General features: G+C 71.6%; 14 protein-coding genes. 9 read left to right on the forward strand and 5 right to left on the reverse strand.

What is annotated here, in order from left to right; all coding sequences use genetic code 11:
• Positions 1-175: 175 nt before the first annotated feature.
• The 3 genes from G443_RS13070 (at position 176) to G443_RS13080 (ending at position 3,594) form a co-directional block, all read left to right on the forward strand.
• Positions 176-1,396 carry an acyltransferase gene (locus G443_RS13070; protein WP_155886022.1) on the forward strand — a complete coding sequence of 407 codons (1,221 nt, stop codon included), beginning with the start codon at positions 176-178 and terminating at the stop codon, positions 1,394-1,396.
• 166 nt (positions 1,397-1,562) lie between these two features.
• A complete protein-coding gene (gene glpX / locus G443_RS13075; RefSeq protein WP_026417344.1) occupies positions 1,563-2,645 on the forward strand; it encodes a class II fructose-bisphosphatase in 1,083 nt (360 codons plus the stop codon).
• 169 nt (positions 2,646-2,814) lie between these two features.
• Positions 2,815-3,594, forward strand: a complete 780-nt coding sequence (locus G443_RS13080; protein ID WP_026417345.1) for a S1 family peptidase — start codon at positions 2,815-2,817, stop codon at positions 3,592-3,594.
• Positions 3,595-3,651: 57 nt separating this feature from the next.
• Here the strand turns inward: G443_RS13080 and G443_RS13085 are convergent, their stop codons facing one another.
• Positions 3,652-4,644 (reverse strand): NAD(P)/FAD-dependent oxidoreductase, encoded by a 993-nt coding sequence (locus tag G443_RS13085; protein ID WP_026417346.1) that lies wholly within the window; start codon positions 4,642-4,644, stop codon positions 3,652-3,654.
• Between the two features lie 223 nt (positions 4,645-4,867).
• Here G443_RS13085 and G443_RS13090 point away from each other — a divergent pair, with 223 nt between their 5' ends.
• Positions 4,868-6,295, forward strand: a complete 1,428-nt coding sequence (locus G443_RS13090; protein WP_026417347.1) for a class II fumarate hydratase — start codon at positions 4,868-4,870, stop codon at positions 6,293-6,295.
• A gap of 72 nt (positions 6,296-6,367) precedes the next feature.
• Here the strand turns inward: G443_RS13090 and G443_RS13095 are convergent, their stop codons facing one another.
• Positions 6,368-7,897, reverse strand: coding sequence for an alpha/beta hydrolase (locus G443_RS13095; protein ID WP_245588672.1), 1,530 nt, complete (start codon positions 7,895-7,897; stop codon positions 6,368-6,370).
• Positions 7,898-8,094: 197 nt separating this feature from the next.
• Here G443_RS13095 and G443_RS13100 point away from each other — a divergent pair, with 197 nt between their 5' ends.
• Complete coding sequence (locus tag G443_RS13100) at positions 8,095-9,534, forward strand: GuaB1 family IMP dehydrogenase-related protein (RefSeq protein WP_026417348.1); 1,440 nt, start codon at positions 8,095-8,097, stop codon at positions 9,532-9,534.
• A gap of 198 nt (positions 9,535-9,732) precedes the next feature.
• Here the strand turns inward: G443_RS13100 and G443_RS13105 are convergent, their stop codons facing one another.
• Positions 9,733-10,599, reverse strand: a complete 867-nt coding sequence (locus tag G443_RS13105) for a phosphotransferase family protein (protein ID WP_026417349.1) — start codon at positions 10,597-10,599, stop codon at positions 9,733-9,735.
• 560 nt (positions 10,600-11,159) lie between these two features.
• On the opposite strand from G443_RS13105, the gene G443_RS13110 reads away from it, so the two are divergent.
• Positions 11,160-12,245, forward strand: a complete 1,086-nt coding sequence (locus G443_RS13110) for an ABC transporter ATP-binding protein (RefSeq protein ID WP_026417351.1) — start codon at positions 11,160-11,162, stop codon at positions 12,243-12,245.
• Entirely contained in the window at positions 12,242-13,066 is an 825-nt protein-coding gene (locus tag G443_RS13115; RefSeq protein WP_081715202.1) for an ABC transporter permease, read from the forward strand. The genes G443_RS13110 and G443_RS13115 overlap by 4 nt, the downstream gene beginning before the upstream one ends.
• Positions 13,067-13,084: 18 nt before the next feature.
• Here the strand turns inward: G443_RS13115 and phoH2 are convergent, their stop codons facing one another.
• Positions 13,085-14,527, reverse strand: a complete 1,443-nt coding sequence (gene phoH2 / locus G443_RS13120; protein WP_081715203.1) for an RNA 5'-3' helicase PhoH2 — start codon at positions 14,525-14,527, stop codon at positions 13,085-13,087.
• 1,187 nt (positions 14,528-15,714) lie between these two features.
• On the opposite strand from phoH2, the gene G443_RS13125 reads away from it, so the two are divergent.
• Entirely contained in the window at positions 15,715-15,972 is a 258-nt protein-coding gene (locus tag G443_RS13125) for a hypothetical protein (RefSeq protein ID WP_030147009.1), read from the forward strand.
• Positions 15,973-16,140: 168 nt separating this feature from the next.
• Here G443_RS13125 and G443_RS13130 read toward each other — a convergent pair whose 3' ends face one another.
• Positions 16,141-16,920 carry an isoprenyl transferase gene (locus tag G443_RS13130; RefSeq protein ID WP_026417355.1) on the reverse strand — a complete coding sequence of 260 codons (780 nt, stop codon included), beginning with the start codon at positions 16,918-16,920 and terminating at the stop codon, positions 16,141-16,143.
• A 145-nt stretch (positions 16,921-17,065) separates the two neighbouring features.
• On the opposite strand from G443_RS13130, the gene trhA reads away from it, so the two are divergent.
• The gene (gene trhA / locus G443_RS13135; protein WP_103055748.1) at positions 17,066-17,743 is read left to right on the forward strand and encodes a PAQR family membrane homeostasis protein TrhA; all 678 of its coding nucleotides are present in this window, start codon (positions 17,066-17,068) and stop codon (positions 17,741-17,743) included.
• Positions 17,744-17,786 lie beyond the last annotated feature (43 nt).

Raw genomic sequence — 17,786 nt, forward strand, 5'->3', positions numbered from 1 at the left:
GAGGTTTCGGGCCTCTGCGTGGAAGCCCGCTTTCGCGGTCCACTCGTCAAGCAGCTACTTTCACTCAATAGAGTCGAATAGCGAGACAGGGTTCCTCACTATTCGTGGCAGGCGCGTGGGACGTACCGAACGCGCTCTTCGCCGTCATCAGCCTGAGATCGGGAAGGACTCTTCGTTGAGTGCAACCACGCCCTCGGAGGCAGCCCCCTTAGCCAAGCCGGCGGCTCCGACCGGCAAGGACGGGCGTCGGCGGAACTACAGCATCGACTTCATGCGGGTCGTTCTGTTCTCCTGCGTCGTCATGGTGCACGCGGTGGGCACCATCAACTACGGCCCAGACATCGACCGGCAGATGGCCGGGCTCTCGATGCTGATGCACTACACCCGCTACGGGTTCGTGTTCATCACCGTCTTCGTCCTGTTCCTCGGCTACTACCACCGGGACACGAAGGCCACCACCTTCTGGCGGCGCCGCTTCGGACTCGTGGTGCTGCCCTACCTGCTGTGGTCGATCATCTACTCCGTCTGGGAACCCCTCGTCCGCAGCGCGGACCCCTGGCCGGGCTGGCAGGCGGTCGCCTACGACACGGTCCTGCAGATCGTCAAGGGCGACGCGAAGTACCACCTGTACTTCCTGTTGATCTCCATGCAGATCTACCTGCTGTTCCCCGCGCTCCGCTGGCTGGTGAGGAAGACCACCGGCCACCACGGCAAGCTGCTGTGCGGGGCGATCGCCATCCAGCTCGCCGCGATGTTGTGGGTCACGGTGCTCCCCGGCCCGCAGCACCCGGCGCTGGTGCTGCTGCACCAGCACGTGTGGAAGCTGTTCCCGATGTACGTGCTGTTCGCGGCGATGGGGGCGCTGGCCGCCGTGCACTTCGACCGGGCGCACTCCTGGGTGACGCGGAACTGGGTGCTGATGCTGCCGGTGATCCTGCTCGGGTTCGGGATCAGCACCGGCGTGTACCTCTACCGGAGCGGGCAGGGCGTCGCCCCGCACCTCGCCGCGTCCGCGCAGCACCCCTCCATGCTGGCCTGGGCGGTCGTCTCCATCATCGCGCTCTACCTGGTGGCCTCCGCCTGGAACGAGCGCAGGGGAGACGGGCGCGGGCTGGTCGGACGGGCCGTCGACCTGGGGGCGATCCGGGCGTTCGGCGTGTACGCCGCGCACCCGATCCTCATCGACGTGCTGCACCGCGTCGGGTTCGGCAGCTGGCTGTTCGAGACGTTCCCGAACTCCACGCTGGTCCGGAGTTCCCTGCTGGTGCTGGCCACCTTCGCCATCACCCTCGTGGTGGTCGAGGTCCTGCTGCGGAGCCCGCTGAGCAAGCTGCTGGTCGCCCGTCCTCGGCAGCCGATCAGGAAACGCCAGGAACCCGAGCCCGCGCGGGGCTGATCCGGCGGTCGGCGTGCCCGGCGGCGACCACCGGACCATCCTGGTTGTGGTCGCCGCCACCTTGTTCGATCAACCGCCGACTCGTCGATGCCGGGCCCGGCTGGTTCTGCCACCATCGACCACGCTGGGTATGCGCGCCTACCGGCGCCGATCGTCAGGAGACGCCATGAGCACACCGCCAGCCGCCACACCGGGCACGGAGAGTGCCAAGGACCAGAACCGGTCCGGAGAAACACCCGATCGCAACCTCGCGATGGAACTCGTTCGTGTGACGGAGGCGGCGGCGATGGCCAGCGGCCGCTGGGTCGGCCGAGGCGACAAGAACGGCGGCGACCAGGCGGCCGTGGACGCCATGCGCACCCTGATCGGCACCGTCTCGATGCGGGGCGTCGTCGTGATCGGGGAGGGTGAGAAGGACGAGGCCCCGATGCTCTACAACGGGGAGCACGTCGGGAACGGGGACGGCCCGCACTGCGACGTGGCCGTCGACCCGATCGACGGCACCACCCTGATGAGCAAGGGAATGCCCAACGCCCTGGCCGTTCTCGCGGTCGCCGAGCGCGGCGCGATGTTCGACCCGTCCGCCGTCTTCTACATGGAGAAGCTCGCGGTCGGCCCCGAGGCCGCGGCCGTGGTGGACATCACCGCCCCCGTGGCGGAGAACATCCGCCGGGTGGCCCGCGCGAAGCAGATCCATGTCTCGGATGTGACGGTCTGCGTGCTCGACCGCCCACGGCACCAGAAGATCGTGGAGGAGGTCCGCGCGGCGGGCGCCCGGGTCTACTTCATCTCCGACGGTGACGTGGCCGGCGCCATCGCCGCCGCCCGTCCCGACACCGGCATCGACATGCTGCTCGGCATCGGGGGAACCCCGGAGGGCATCATCGCCGCCTGCGCGCTCAAGTGCCTGGGCGGGGCGATCCAGGGCAGGTTGTGGCCCAGGGACGACGCCGAACGGGAACGGGCCACCGGCGCCGGGCACGACCTCTCCCGTGTCCTGGAGACCGAGGACCTGGTGGCGGGCGACAACGCCTTCTTCTGCGCCACCGGCGTCACCGACGGCGATCTGCTGCGCGGCGTCCGGTACCGGGCGGGCGGGTGCACCACCCAGTCGATCGTGATGCGTTCCAAGTCGGGCACGGTGCGGATGATCGAGGGTTACCACCGGCTCGCGAAGCTGCGCGCGTTCTCCTCGGTCGACTTCGACAGCGGCGTCGCCGAACTGCTCCCCCCGCCCCCGTTGCCCTGAGCATCCCCGTCACCCCGGTGACGCAGCCGGACGGCGCCGGCCGTACCGACGTCGGAACGGCGCAGTCCGGTTGCGGGGTTCGGCCCCTTACCGCGTGCCGGCGCCCTGCCTAGCGTCAGGTTGTTCCCTCCTTCCCTGCCGGAAAGGACTTAGAAGATAAGGACAACGCATGACGCTGCGCGGAGCGCTCGCCGCGGTGATCACCGCCGCCGCGGCCTTCCTCGGGTCGACCGCCGTCGCCACGGCGAGCACCGAGCCCGAGGACTCGACCGCGCGCCCGCTGATCGTCGGCGGTGAGGACGCCACCGAGACCTACCCGTTCATGGTCTCCCTCCAGCGCGCGAACGGAAGCCACTTCTGCGGTGGCTCGCTGATCCGCGAGGACTGGGTGGTGACCGCCGCCCACTGCGTGACGGGCAGCGCGCCCTCGGGTGTGCGCGCCCGGGTCGGCAGCGTCGACCGGACCTCCGGGGGCACCCTGGTCGGCACGAGCCAGATCGTCATCCACCCGAGTTACGGCCAGCGGCTCGGCTACGACATCGCGCTCGTACGGCTCGCCAGCCCGGTGGCCCAGGAACCGATCCCGATCGCGACGAGCGACGGCGGCCCCGGGACCCCGACCAGGCTGCTCGGCTGGGGCGACGCGTGCCCGGCCGGGCAGTGCGGGCCACCGGTCACCCTGCAACAGCTGGACACCCGGATCGTGCCGGCGACCTCCTGCTGGGGCATCAACGCGGCCACCGAACTGTGCACCGACAACCCAGGTGGGAACGCCGGCGCCTGCTACGGCGACTCGGGCGGGCCGCAGCTCAGGTCCACCGGCTCCGGCTGGGAGCTGGTCGGCGCCACCAGCCGCTCCGGTAACGACAGCCCGGTGTGCGCGACCGGGCCGTCCATCTACGGGAACGTGACCGCCCTCGCCGGGTGGATCGACGGCCACGTCGGCTGACCGACGACGACCGGCGCTCCGCGCGCCGGCGTCCCCCTCCGGCGGCGGCTGGCGACGTCAGCCACCGTCGCTGGAGTGCCCGGGGAAGAGGTGCGCCTCGGGGTCCAGCAGCACCGCGATGTTGTTCACCGCCGTGGCCGCCTCACCGAAGCCGGTGGCGATCAACTTGACCTTCCCCCGGTAGCCGGCGATGTCCCCGGCCGCGTACACCCGGTCCCGACTGGTCCGCATGGTGCTGTCCACCCCGATCATCCGCTTGTCCAGCCGCAGCCCCCACTCGGCGACGGGCCCGAGGTCGGCGAGGAAACCCAACGCGGCGACCACCGTGTCGACGGGCAGCTCCCGCGTGGAGCCGTCGGAGGAGCGGAGCTCGGCGGCGCGGAGCTCCCCGCCGTCACCCTCGACGAGCCCGGCCACCTCCACCTCGGTGAGCACCGGGATTCCCAGGTCACGCACCCGGGTCACGCTCGCCGGGTGCGCCCGGAACCGCGATCGCCGGTGGGCCAGGGTGACCGCGGCGGCGAAGGGGTGCAGGGCGGCGGCCCAGTCGAAGGCCGAGTCGCCGCCGCCCACCACCAGCACCCGTTCACCGGTGTGCGCCGCGAGGCGCGGGACGAAGTGCACCACCCCGCGTCCGAGCCAGCCCTCACCCACCGGCAACGGGCGGGGACGGAACTCCCCCATCCCGGCCGTGACGAGCACCGCCGACGCCCGGACCACGGCGCCGTCGCCGAGGCCGACGTCGACCCGGCCGTCCTCCCGGTCGGTCACCGTCCTGGCCTGCCGACCCAGCAGGTAGGTCGGGTTCCACCGGTTGGCCTGCGCGACCAGTGCCTCCACCAGGTCGCGCCCCCGGACCTCGGGGAAGCCGGCCACGTCGTAGATGAGCTTCTCGGGGTACATGGCGGTGACCTGCCCGCCTGGCTCCGGGAGGGAGTCGACCACCGCGACCGTCAGCTCCCGGAAACCGGCGTAGTAGGCGGCGTACAGGCCGACCGGCCCCGCGCCCACCACCACCAGATCGACGTCCTCAGTGGTGTCAGGCGCCATGTCGGGCGCCGGCTCGTGAGTCCACGCGGTTCGCCTCCGTCACGGGTTGGGTCCGGGCACGGGGTTCTCCACCCGATCTTACCCCCCGTCAGGTGATCCTCGCCGTCCGTGATCGCGCGCGGCGGCGTCGCCCCCGGCGGCGAGGGCATGTGGCGAAGGGCACCGGTGATGTGTTCGAGGTCGCGGTGCCCCCGCCCCTGGCGAACCGGTACAAACAGGAGCCATGACAGAGCAGCAGAGTGGCGCTCCGGCAGCGGACGGCGAATACCGCATCGAACACGACACCATGGGCGAGGTCCGGGTGCCGGCGAACGCGCTGTGGCGCGCGCAGACCCAGCGCGCCGTGGAGAACTTCCCCATCTCCGGGCGTGGGCTGGAGCGGTCGCAGATCCGGGCTCTCGGGCTGCTCAAGGCCGCCACCGCCCGGGTGAACGCCCGGCTCGGTGTGCTGGACGCCGACCTCGCCGCGGCGATCGCCTCGGCCGCCGACGAGGTCGCGGAGGGACGTCACGACGACCACTTCCCCATCGACGTCTTCCAGACCGGCTCCGGCACCTCGTCGAACATGAACGCCAACGAGGTGATCGCGACCCTGGCCACCCGTTCCCTCGGGCGGGACGTGCACCCCAACGACCACGTCAACGCCTCCCAGTCCTCCAACGACACCTTCCCGACCACCATCCGGGTGGCCGCCACCGAGGCCGTGGTGACCGACGTCATCCCGGCGCTGGAACACCTCGCCGCCGTGCTCGGCAAGCGCGCCGAGGAGTGGGCCGAGGTCGTCAAGTCCGGCCGCACGCACCTGATGGACGCCGTACCGGTGACCCTGGGGCAGGAGGCCGCGGCCTGGGCCAGCCAGGTCAACTACGGCGTGGAGCGGCTGCGCGCCAGCCTGCCCCGGCTGGGCGAGCTCCCCATCGGCGGCACCGCCGTGGGCAGCGGGCTGAACGCTCCCACCGGGTTCGGCGCGGCGGTCTCCTCGGAGCTGGCGAAGGTGACCGGCCTGCCGCTGGTGGAGGCGCGGGACCACTTCGAGGCGCAGGCGACGCAGGACGGCGTGGTGGAGACCTCCGGGCAGCTGCGGACCGTCGCGGTGTCGCTGTTCAAGATCGCCAACGACCTGCGGTGGCTCGGTTCCGGACCCCGTACCGGGTTGGCCGAACTCCAGTTGCCCGACCTCCAGCCGGGCTCCTCGATCATGCCGGGCAAGGTCAACCCGGTGATCTCCGAGGCCACGATGATGGTGGTGGCCCAGGTGATCGGCAACGACGCGGCGGTGGCCTTCGCCGGCTCGCAGGGCAACTTCCAGCTCAACGTGATGCTGCCGGTGATCGCGCGCAACGTGCTGGAGTCCTCGCGGCTGCTGGCGGCCGTCGCCCGGCTGCTCGCCGACAAGGTCGTCGCCGGCGCGGTGGCCGACGGCGAGCGGGCGCGGGAGTACGCGGAGTCCTCGCCCTCGGTGGTGACCCCGTTGAACCGCTACATCGGCTACGAGGAGGCCGCCTCGATCGCGAAGCAGTCGCTGAAGGAGCGCAAGACGATCAAGGACGTGGTGCTGGAACGCGGGCACGTGGCCTCGGGCAAGCTGACCGCCGAGCAGCTGGACGACGCGCTGGACGTGCTGCGGATGGCGCGCGGCGGCGAACGCTGAGGAGTGGGCGGGGGCGGGCGGTGACCGGGAGGGCCGGACCGCCGCCCACCCCCGCCTGACGGGTGTTCGGGGTCAGTCCCGGCAGACCAGCCCCTCGGGCGGCGGCTCCAGGTCGATCAGGTAGCGGGCCTCGTGCTCCCTGGCGCAACCGGAGTTCAGCGCGGCGGTGTGGCCATCGCCGTCGAAGGTGAGCAGCCGGGCGTCCTCGAACTGGGCCGCGAGGGCCTCGGCCCAGTGGGCCGGCGTGGCCGGGTCGTGGGCACTGGTCGCGACCAGCACGGTGGGCGTTCCGCTCACCTGGTGCTCCCTCGGCGGGTTCGCCGGCTCCACCGGCCAGCCCGCGCACCCACTGGCGAAGTCCGAGAACTCGGTGTACCGCCACATGACGGGGGCGAGCTCGCGGAGCGCCCGCCGCTGTTCCCGCATCGCGGCGTAGGTGGGGGTGCCGGCGGTGAAGTCGTGACAGCCGACGATGCGGTAGGCGGGGTATCCGGGGCTGACGAACATGGTGGCCGAGACCAGGGACGCGGCGTCGGGTCCTTCGGGGTCCAGGGCCTCGGCCACCGCCTCGGCGAGCGCCGGCCACATGTCGCGCAGGTTCAGGTAGCCGTAGATACCCGCTGTCACCTCCGTCGCGGTGGCGGACCGGCCGGCGTCGGAGTTCCACACCCCGGACTCCTCCGCGGTGTCGAGGAGTCGCCGGACCTCCTCCACGACCTCGCGGTGCCGGAGCACGCAGTCCGAGGAGCCCGCGCACCAGTCCGCGAAGCGGCCCAGCGCGGCCTCGGTGGCCACCGCCTCGTCCCTGGCGGCGGTGAACGGGTCGAGGCTGTGGTCGACGGCCCCGTCCAGCACCATCGCGCGCACCCGCTCGGGGTACAGCTCCGCGTACAGCAGCCCGATCTCCGTTCCGTAGGAGAGACCGAGCCAGGAGATCTGCTCCTCACCCAGCGCCGCCCGGATCGCATCGACGTCCCTGGCGACGCTGCCGGTGTCCATGTGGTCAACCAGCCGCCCGGACTCGGCCCGGCAGCCCAGGCCGACCTCCCTGTTGTGCCGGAGCAGCTGGACGTACTCGGGGAGACTGGCGGGCTGGTGGCTGACGGTGTGGTCGTGCGGCGAGCGGGCGCAGGTGGCGGGTGTGCTCTCGCCGACCCCCCTCGGGTCGAACCCGACGAGGTCGAAGTGCTCGCGCAGCGGCAGGAACTCCGGCATTCCCAGCCCCATGCCGCCGTACTGGACGGTCTGCACGCCGGAGCCACCGGGACCGCCGGGGTTCACCAGGAGCGCCCCGACCCGCTCGTCCTCCTCCCTCGCGGGCAGTCGGTTGAGCGCGAGGTCGATGGTCCCGGCGTCCGGGGCCGCCCAGTCGAGGGGGACGGCGAGGGTCGCGCACTCCAGGTCCGGCGGGGTGTGCTCGGTCGCGCAGGAGGACCACGCGACGGGTTCGGGCTCGGGACCGGTGGTCGGGTCGGCGGCCGCCGCGGCGGGCAGGAGCGCCGTGAAGAGTCCGGCGAGGGCCAGTGCCGGCGGAGTCGCGTGTCGGCGCAGGCCTCGGGACGGTGCGCCGTCACGCCGTTCGTGGTGCGGATGTCGTGTCACGCGGAGACCCTCCCGCCCCACTCGCCCCACCGCATCCGGGCCCTCCCGGGTCTCCTCCCTGACCGCGACCCCGGCGCGCTCGGGGCAGGCCCGACCCCGGGGCGGCGTGGTGGCCGCCCGCCCGACCTCGTCCCGGGCGAACGGGTTCGGCCCGCGCGCACCTGCTTTTTCCCGCGTCGTCCCCGTACGCTTCGACAGTGCGGTTTCTCGACGGACAACACCCCAGTCACGACCTGACCTACGACGACGTCTTCCTGGTGCCCAACCGGTCCGACGTGGAGTCCCGGTTCGACGTGGACCTGTCCACCGGCGACGGCACCGGCACCACACTGCCCCTCGTCGTGGCCAACATGACGGCCGTGGCCGGTCGGCGGATGGCGGAGACCGTCGCCCGCCGCGGCGGCCTCGTGGTCCTGCCCCAGGACGTGGCCCCGGAGGCGGTCAGCGAGATCGTCAGCTGGGTCAAGCGGCGGGACCCGGTGTGGGACACCCCGCTGGTGCTCCGGGCCGGGGACGCCGTCGCGGACGCGATCAACCTGCTCCCCAAGCGGGCCCACGGCCTGGTGGTCGTCGTGGACGAGGAGAACCGCCCCATCGGGACGGTGGACGAGGCGGCCTGCGCCGAGGTCGACCGGTTCACCCGGGTGGGCCAGGTGGCCGACGACGAGATCGTGGTCGTCCCGATCGACACCCCTCCTCGGGAGGTCTTCCACCGACTGCACGGCAGGACCGCCGAGGCCGCGTTGGCCGTGGACGCCGACGGGAGGCTCGCCGGGGTCCTGACGGCGAAGGCCGCGCTGCGCTCGGAGATCTACCGGCCGGCGCTGGACGGCCAGGGCCGGTTGCGGGTCGCGGCGGCCGTGGGTGTGAACGGGGACGTCGCCGCGAAGGCCTCCGCGCTGGTGGAGTCGGGGGTGGACGCGCTCGTCGTGGACACCGCCCACGGTCACCAGGAGAAGATGATCAACGCCCTGCGCGCGGTTCGCTCGCTGGACCCGCCGGTGCCCGTGGTCGGCGGGAACGTGGTGACGGCCGCTGGCGTCCGTGATCTCGCCGAGGCTGGCGCGGACATCATCAAGGTCGGGGTCGGCCCTGGGGCGATGTGCACGACCCGGATGATGACCGGCGTCGGCCGGCCGCAGTTCTCCGCCGTGGCGGAGTGCGTGGCGGCGGCGACCGAACTCGGCCGGCACGTCTGGGCCGACGGGGGCGTGCGCCACCCCCGGGACGTCGCCCTCGCCTTGGCCGCCGGGGCGTCCTCGGTGATGGTGGGCTCCTGGTTCGCCGGGACCTACGAGTCGCCGGGTGACCTGCGCTACGACGAGACAGGACGTGCCTACAAGGAGTCGTTCGGCATGGCCTCCAAGCGGGCCGTCACCGCTCGCACCCGGAGCGACGACGCCTTCGAACGTGCCAGGAAGGGTCTGTTCGAGGAGGGCATCTCCAGCTCTCGGATGCTGCTGCAACCCCGCCGGGAGAGCGTCGAGGACCTGCTCGACGCCATCAGTTCCGGGGTCCGCTCCGCCTGCACCTACGCGGGCGCGCGCACGCTGCCCGAGTTCCACGAACGAGCCCTGCTGGGGGTGCAGTCGGCCGCCGGTTTCGCGGAGGGACGCCCGCTGCCCGCCGGCTGGTGAGCGGACGCGGCCGCCCGGTGCGCTCCTCCCCTCCTCGATACGGCGATCACCGAGGAGGGGAGGGCGCCGTGCCCTGGCGGGATGGGCAGCGGGGTCGAAGGCGCTTGACCGGGGAATGCGGTACTCGAGACTCGGCGACAACCCAGTCCCGGGCGCGGCGGAACGACTTCGCCGTCGGCCTCAGCTGGCGGAGGCGTGTTACTCACCGCGCGTGAGAGCGAGCCGCCAGCTGGCATAGTCGCGTGCGAGGCGCGCTCGACCGTGTGCTCCCGAGATGTCCCCGGTCACCGCCCAGTAGCCCCACAGCCCGGCGATGTGCGTGGCGAACGCGGTCAGGCGCTCGTCGTCGACGAAATGCGACAGATGGGTGCGTGCCCACGTCTCGGCCTCGTGCGGGGTGTGCCCGGCCTCGACGAGCCGGAGCACCAGGAACGCGGGATCCACCCAGGCCGCGCCGCACCCCGGATAACCCCAGTCCACCACTCGCACGACACTCGCCTCGATCAGGAACTGTTCACCGTGTAGGTCGGTGTGCGCGAGGCGATCCCCCTCCGCTCCCCCGGGGAACCGGGAGGCCCATCGCACAGCCTCGTCCGTGTCCCACCCGACCACCGCATCGGGTGCTTCCGCTGCCAGCCGGTACCACCAGTCCGTGACACCCCACCGAACGCGCAGCGGCTTCAGCCCCGAACCCGGCCGCTGGCCGATGCGGTTGACCACCTCAGCCACCAAAGGCAGGTCCGGGGACCCCGGGGAGAGATTCGCGGCGCGTCCGGGCACATGCTCGAACACCACCACCAACCACTCCCCAACGTCCTCGGCCACCAGCACGGCGGGGGCCAGACCGCCCGTCAGAGGCGCGGCCGTGATCTCGTTGCGAAGCCACCGCATCCGCTTCGACACCCCGCGCACGGCCTTGAGGAACACGTCGGGCCCGGCCGCCGTGCCAAGTACGCTGGCGACGTCGGCGGACTGCCCCGCACGAACCGGGTGTGCGGCCACCACGGGCCCGAGGTGCGTTCGCACCACGTCCCGCACGTGCTCCGGTAGGTGATGCCAGCTCACGTAGCTCCCTCCTCCTGCTATCGGTTGCCCTGGTTCTCGTTGCTCCTGCCCACATCGACGACGCGCGTGACCGCGTGCGCCGGTCCATCGCCCGCTGTTCGCCAACCCAGGCCCGCGCACGCGCGTTCTCCCTGGGGAAGCTCGCCATCCTCGAACTCAACGTTGGCGACGCGAGTCAAGGACTCATCCACGGTGAGCGAGCGCTGAGCGCGGAGGCACCCCTGAAATCGCGGCGGGCGAAGGACGACCTGGCCGAAATCCGCAGGGCGTTGGGCAGGCGCGCGGACGTCACCGGTGCCGCCGAGTCGCGCTCGCGCCTTACCCAGGTGTTGAAGTCCGCGTGACCCGCCTCCCCTGCCGAAGCACCCGGCGGGGCCGCCAACCGGGCGCGTGGCGGGCCACCGCAACCGCGTTCGTAACGGATCTCCGTAGGTCAACGTCCGTCCCGTCCTCGAACTCCCCCAGCCGGTTTCGCGGAGGGTCGCCCGCTGCCCGCCGGCTGGTGAACAGGGCCGGCCGCAGCGGTCGCCGAGCACCGGGCACCGTCCTACCCTGGCGGGATGGGCAACGCTGTCGAGGTCGTTGACCTGGTCAAACAGTACCGTCGACGGCCCACTAGGGCCGTCGACGGACTGGGGTTCACCGTCGAACACGGTGAGGTGTTCGGCCTGCTCGGCCCCAACGGAGCGGGCAAGACCACCACCGTCGGCGTCCTGACCACCCGGGTGCTACCGACCTCCGGCCGCGCCGAGGTCGAGGGGGTGGACGTGGTCCGCTCCCCCGAACGAGCGAGACAACTGTTCGCGGTGGTCCCCCAGCGGATCAACCTCGACCGTTCCCTCAACGTCCGGCAGAACCTGCTGTTCCACGCCACCTACCACGGGGTCCCCCGCGCCAGGAGGAACCGACTGGCCGACGAGCTGCTGGAACGGATGGGCCTGGCCGACCACCGCCGAGGTCTGGTCGACAAGCTCTCCGGCGGGCAGTCCCAGCGGCTGATGATCGCCCGCGCCCTGATGCACGAGCCACGGGTGATGTTCCTCGACGAACCGTCCACCGGGCTGGACCCCCAGGCGCGCCTGTTCGTGCACGACAGGGTGCTGAGCCTGCGGGGGCAGGGCGTGACGGTCGTGCTCACCACCCACGACATGGCCGAGGCCGCCAAGCTGTGCGACCGGGTGGGGATCGTGGACCACGGCCGCCTGCTGGCCCTGGACACACCGGCCGGCCTGACCTCCTCGCTGCCCGGCAGCAACACCCTGACCTTGGTGGTGGAACCGGGGCGAGCCGACCCCCGTGGCCTGGTGGACGCGGTGTCCAGGGTGCCGTCGGTGCTGCGGGTCGAGCACGTCGACCGGGCGCGGGACGAGGCGGGGGATGCGGCGGGGCTGGGGGACGCCCCCGAGTCGCCCGGGCGGGAGGCGCCCGAGGCTGGGCCGGGCGAGGGCATCGCGCCGGCGGCCCCCGGTCGGGCGGGGGACCGGACGTGCGCGCTGCGCGTCTACCTCGACGCCAACCCGACGGGCGTGCTCCCCACCGTGCTGGGCGCGGTGGCCGCGACCGGGGGCACGGTGTCGGACGTGTCGATCGGTCGGGGCACGTTGGAGGACGTGTTCATCCAGCTCACCGGTCGGGAGCTGCGGTGAGCGGCTCGGCGGGCGGGGCGGTGGCGGCGCCTGGGCCAGCGGGTCGGCACCGGGTCGCGGCGCGGACCTTCCTGGCAGTGCTCTGGCGGGACGTCTTCGTCACGGGACGTGAGCTGCCCTCCTTCCTCGCCCAGGTGCTCATCCAGCCCTTCTTCCTGCTGTTCATCTTCGGCAAGGTGCTCGCCGACCTCGGTTACGTGCAGGGTGACTACGTCCAGGTCCTGTTGCCCGGCATCGTCGCGCTCAACGGTTTCCTCGGCGCGTTCCAGAACACGGCGCTGCCACTGGTGCTCGACTTCAGCTTCTCCAAGGAGATCGAGGACAGGTTGCTCGCGCCGATGCCCGTCGCGCTCGTCGCCGTGGAGAAGATCGTGTTCGGGGCGCTGCGCGGTCTGGTGGCGGCCCTGCTGATGATCCCGGTCGGGGCGCTGGTGCTGGGCGGGATCTCGTGGCGGACGAGCGGGCTGCCGGTGGCGGTCGTCGTGCTGGTGCTCGGCGCGCTCGCCGGTGCCTCCCTCGGTCTCGTCATGGGCACCGCGGTGCCGCCGAGGCGGATCAACGTGCTGTTCGCGGTGGTGTTGACCCCGCTGATCTTCACCGGTGCGACGCAGTTCCCGTGGCCCTCCCTGGAGCGGCTGCCGTGGTTCCAGTGGATCTGCGTGCTGAACCCCCTGACCTACGCGAGCGAGGGGATGCGGGCGGAGCTGGCCCCGGAGGTCCCGCACATGCCGCTCGCCGTCTGCCTTCCGGTGCTCGTGCTGTCCTGCCTGCTCTTCGGGGCGTTGGGCGTCGCCGGGTTCCGGCGGCGGGCGCTGGACTGAGCGCCCGCCGCCGTCCCGTCAGGCGACGTCGACCTCCAGCATCTCGGTCACCAGCGCCGCGATGGGCGACCGCTCGGAACGGGTGAGGGTGATGTGCGCGAAGAGCGGGTGCCCCTTCAGCTTCTCGATGACGGCGGCGACCCCGTCGTGGCGGCCCACCCGGAGGTTGTCCCGTTGGGCGACGTCGTGGGTCAGCACGACACGGGAACCGCTGCCCAACCGGGACAGGACCGTGAGCAGGACGTTCCGCTCCAGCGACTGCGCCTCGTCCACGATCACGAAGCAGTCGTGGAGTGAGCGCCCTCGGATGTGGGTGAGCGGCAGGACCTCCAGCATCCCCCGGTCGGTGACCTCGTCGATCACGTCGCGGCTCACCAGGGCGCCGAGGGTGTCGTACACCGCCTGCCCCCAGGGGGACATCTTCTCGTTCTCGGTGCCGGGCAGGTAGCCGAGGTCCTGACCGCCCACGGCGTACACCGGCCGGAACACCACGACCTTGCGGTGCCGTCGGCGCTCCATCACCGACTCCAGCCCCGCGCAGAGCGCGAGCGCGGACTTGCCGGTTCCGGCCCGGCCCCCGAGGGAGACGATCCCGATGTCGGGGTCGAGCAGCAGGTCGAGGGCGATGCGCTGCTCGGAGGAACGCCCGTGCAGTCCGAACGCCTCCCGGTCACCTCTGACCAGTCTCACCTGCTTGTCCGGGGTGACCCGGCCCAGCGCGCTCGCCGTGCCGGCGAGCAGCCGGAGCCCGGTGTTGCAGGGCAGCTCGCGTGCCTGTTCCAGGTCGGCGCTCCCGGCCCGGAACAGTTCGTCGACCTCCTCGGCGCTCACCTCGAGGTCGACCGTGCCGGTCCACCCTGACGGGGTGACGTTCTGCGCCCGGTACTCGTCGGCGGGCAGTCCGACGGCGGCGGCCTTCACCCGGAGCGGCATGTCCTTGGTGACGAGGGTGACGCGGCGTCCCTCCGCCGCGAGGTTCAGGGCGCAGGCCAGGATCCTGGTGTCGTTCGAGTCGGTGCGGAAACCCGGCGGGAGCACCTGGGGGTCGGAGTGGTTCAGCTCCACGTGCAGCGTCCCGCCGTCGTCCCCCACGGGGACGGGCTGGTCGAGACGACCGTGCCGTGACCGGAGGTCGTCCAGGAGCCGCAGGGCCTCTCTCGCGAACCACCCGAGGTCGGGGTGGTGCCGTTTCGCCTCCAGCTCGCTGATGACCACGAGGGGCAGCACCACCGCGTGCTCGGCGAAGCGGGTGGCGGCCCACGGGTCGGACAACAGGACGGAGGTGTCGAGCACGAAGGCCGTTCCCGTCCCGGTCCTGGTCGTGCTGGTCCTTCGGCGGCCGGTGGCGCGGCTCGGCTGGGACCGGGTGGACCGGGTGCTGGCTGGACCCGCCTCCGGCGCGTCGGCGCCGGGGGTGGTGGAACGGCTGGAGGATCGCCTCGAAGTACGGGGTGCGGTCACGGCAACTCCCTCACGGCCACGCGGACGCGGCCGCACGTCGCTGGGCCGGGCCCGCCCAGAGGTGGCCGTCGGTGACGCCGTCGGGCGAACGCCGCCGCGAGCCGACCGGGCCGGCTGCCGGCCCCGCGCTCGTGACGAACGGTTCCACCGCCGTACCGATCACTGCCACGACTAGGGCCTCCCGGGGCAGGCCGCCTCCGACACGACCCACCGCTTCCGGACGCTACCTAAGCGCACAGCTTTGTGACAGGCAGCCAGGCAGGTGATTCAGTGAACGGAAACCCGCACGCTACGTGCGGTCCCACCACGCGCCCCTCGCCCGTTGTCCAGGGCCGAACAGGTGAAACACCCGCGGCAGCGGGTGCGCTTGTCGGCGGTCGACTCGCCTCGGGCGGATCAACCACCGCCGCCGGAACCACTCGGTGAGGCGATCCGGGGTCTCGGGCGGACCGCCCGAGGACCGCTCCGGAGTGGAGCGCGAGTCCTCAGCGGCACGCCCTGCCCCGAGGCCGAACCACGGTAGCGACTCGTCACATGCGCCGGAGGCGGTGCGCCGCCGCCGAGCGGGCGCGGGTCACGACCGAGGGTGCCGTCGGCGGGTCTCTTAGCAGATGGAGACCCTCCCATCAGGACCCGTCCCCCCACGTCCTACCTGTGGCGACCACACGGAGTGATCACCGCACGAGGCCGTGAGCTGGAATTTTGCTTATCCGAGTGAACCTCGATATTCCCCCTATTTTCACCCTTCAGGATGACCATCGACGAGGTGAACCCGAATAACATGAAACTGTTTCTCACTCAATGGTGTGATCCGGTTTTCGATTCGCGGGACCCCCTGTTAGTTTTCCCTCCGAAAGGCGTCCGACGCCCCACCAGACCCGAATTCCGGTTCGGGCCACAGTGCACCACGGCGTGTTCCGGAAGGCGGAGGAGAAGGAGTCGGGATGTCCTTGTCGAAGCTGGTCGCCGGGAGTGGCTCGGAGACCGTAAACGCCCGCGGAGGAGCTGTCGGAACAACCTGCAGGTCAGTTCCGACGAGGCGGGAACCCCAGGCACGACGCCGGGCGCGTCCAGCACGGGGACCGTCGTCCCGCAAGGGATGACTGCTCGCGCAGCGCTCAGCTGTGGGCCGCGAGCAACAGCGCACCGGGACTCCCGAAACACACGACCCTGAGGAGAACATCGTGATGAAGAAGGCAGGTGCTGTGGCTGGCGCCGCAGCCGGTCTGATGATGCTGGCCCCCGTCGCGAGCGCCGACAGCTACGACAACGACGGCATCAACATTCTGAACGACAACAACCTGAGCGTGCTGCCGATCCAGCTCTGCGGCAACAACGTCGCGGTCCTCGGCGTGATCATTCCGGTTGCCTCGCCGCAGATCAACGACTGCACCAACGCCCCGATCCTGGACCACAACAAGGTCGAGATCGAAGCGGGCAAGTGAGGTAACGCCTCGGCGTTGCCCCCGGAGGGCGTCCGGAGCGATCCGGGCGCCCTTCGCCTGTCCGGGGGTTGGGCGTCACCGATCCCGCGCCGAACTCGGGCGAACGGGTCACCGGCACCCCGGGCGGGCCGGCTCCCCCCAGCCGCACCGGCCGCGCCCCGCGCGGGTTCAGGAACCGAAGCGGCGGTGGCGGTTGGCGTAGTCGCGCAGCGCGCGCAGGAAGTCCACCCTCCGGAACTCCGGCCAGTGCACCTCACTGAACCAGAACTCCGAGTAGACCGACTGCCAGAGCAGGAACCCGGAGAGCCGTTGCTCGCCCGACGTCCGGATCACCAGGTCCGGGTCGGGTTGCCCCGAGGTGTAGAGGTGCCGGGTGATGTGGTCGGCGCTGAGCTCGTCCGCCAGTTCCTCCAGTGAGCCCCCCTGGTCCGCGCGGTCGTGCAGCAGTTTGCGCACCGCGTCGGCGATCTCCTGCCGCCCCCCGTAGCCGACGGCGATGTTGACCGCGACCCCGTCGCGGTCCCTCGTCCTGGTCTCCGCCGCCGAGAAGCGCGCCGCGGTGTCGGCGGGCAGCAGGTCCAGCGCGCCGACGATCCTGATCCGCCACGGGTTCGTCGGCTCGGCGAGTTGGTCCACGACGTCGGCGATCACGTCGAGCAACGGCTGGAGCTGCTCCCTGGGGCGGTTCGCGTTGTCACTGGAGAGCATGAAGAGCGTGACCAGCTCGACCCGCGCCTCCGCGCACCAGTCGAGGAGCTCGGCGATCTTCCGGCCCCCGGCCCGGTAGCCGTCGCTGATATCGGCGAAGCCCGCCTCCAGCGCCCACCGCCGGTTGCCGTCCAGGATCACCCCGACGTGGCGGGGAGCGGGCAGACCGGCGAGGTGTTTCCTCAGCCGCCACTCGTAGACCCCGTAGACCACGTCCCGTGTCCGAGTCAGCACACCCACGGGACGAGCCTACCGACCGGCCCCGGCCGGTGAACGTGCCGGACGTGCTGCACCGCTCGCCAGCCGAGGACCCGGTGGCCCCGACGTCCCCGCCACGGGGAACTCGCTACTGACGCGTAACCTACGGTGCCGTAACCTCGGGAGCGTGACCGCTACGAACGGCATCGCCCCGCCACCGGTACCGCCGAAGCCGCGTGCTCGCGGCTGGATCCACTTCTGGTCGTTCCTGGTCTCGATCGGCGCCGGCGTGACGCTGATCGTGCTGGCGGCGACCACGGTCAGCGCCCGGGCGGCCCTCTCCACCACCGTCTACACGATCACCGTGCTCGGCCTGTTCGGCGTCAGCGCCCTGTACCACCGCCGGAACTGGGTCAGCGCGAGCGCCCGGCTGTGGATGAAGCGGCTGGACCACTCGATGATCTTCCTGTTCATCGCCGGCACCTACACCCCGTTCACCCTCCTCGCCCTGCCTCCGGACACCGGGCGCCTGGTGCTCGCCGTGGTGTGGGGCGGGGCGGTCGGGGGCGTCGTGCTCAAACTCGCCTGGCCGCGCGCGCCTCGGTGGCTCGGGGTGCCGATCTACGTCGCACTCGGTTGGGTGGCCGTCTTCGTCATCCCCGACCTCGCCGAGGTCGGGGGCGTCGCCGCCGTGGCCCTGCTACTGGTCGGCGGCCTGCTCTACACGTTCGGCGCGGTGTTCTACGGCACGCGGTGGCCCAACCCCTGGCCGGAGACCTTCGGGTACCACGAGTTCTTCCACGCCGCCACGGCCCTCGCGGCGCTCTCCCACTACGTCGCGATCTGGCTCGTCCTCTACGCCTGAGGGGCCGCGCGGGGGCGCGACGAGCCCCCGCGGCCCCACCGCA

The sequence above is a fragment of the Actinoalloteichus caeruleus DSM 43889 genome (genome assembly GCF_000429185.2).
In the GTDB taxonomy this organism is placed as follows: domain Bacteria; phylum Actinomycetota; class Actinomycetes; order Mycobacteriales; family Pseudonocardiaceae; genus Actinoalloteichus_B; species Actinoalloteichus_B caeruleus.

What these genes read in the sequence shown, in the direction of transcription:
- glpX (WP_026417344.1), top strand. Translation starts at nt 1,563, where the DNA reads ATGAGCACACCGCCAGCCGCCACACCGGGCACGGAGAGTGCCAAGGAC.
- G443_RS13080 (WP_026417345.1), top strand. Translation starts at nt 2,815, where the DNA reads ATGACGCTGCGCGGAGCGCTCGCCGCGGTGATCACCGCCGCCGCGGCC.
- G443_RS13085 (WP_026417346.1), bottom strand. Translation starts at nt 4,644, where the DNA reads ATGGCGCCTGACACCACTGAGGACGTCGATCTGGTGGTGGTGGGCGCG.
- G443_RS13090 (WP_026417347.1), top strand. Translation starts at nt 4,868, where the DNA reads ATGACAGAGCAGCAGAGTGGCGCTCCGGCAGCGGACGGCGAATACCGC.
- G443_RS13110 (WP_026417351.1), top strand. Translation starts at nt 11,160, where the DNA reads ATGGGCAACGCTGTCGAGGTCGTTGACCTGGTCAAACAGTACCGTCGA.
- G443_RS13125 (WP_030147009.1), top strand. Translation starts at nt 15,715, where the DNA reads ATGAAGAAGGCAGGTGCTGTGGCTGGCGCCGCAGCCGGTCTGATGATG.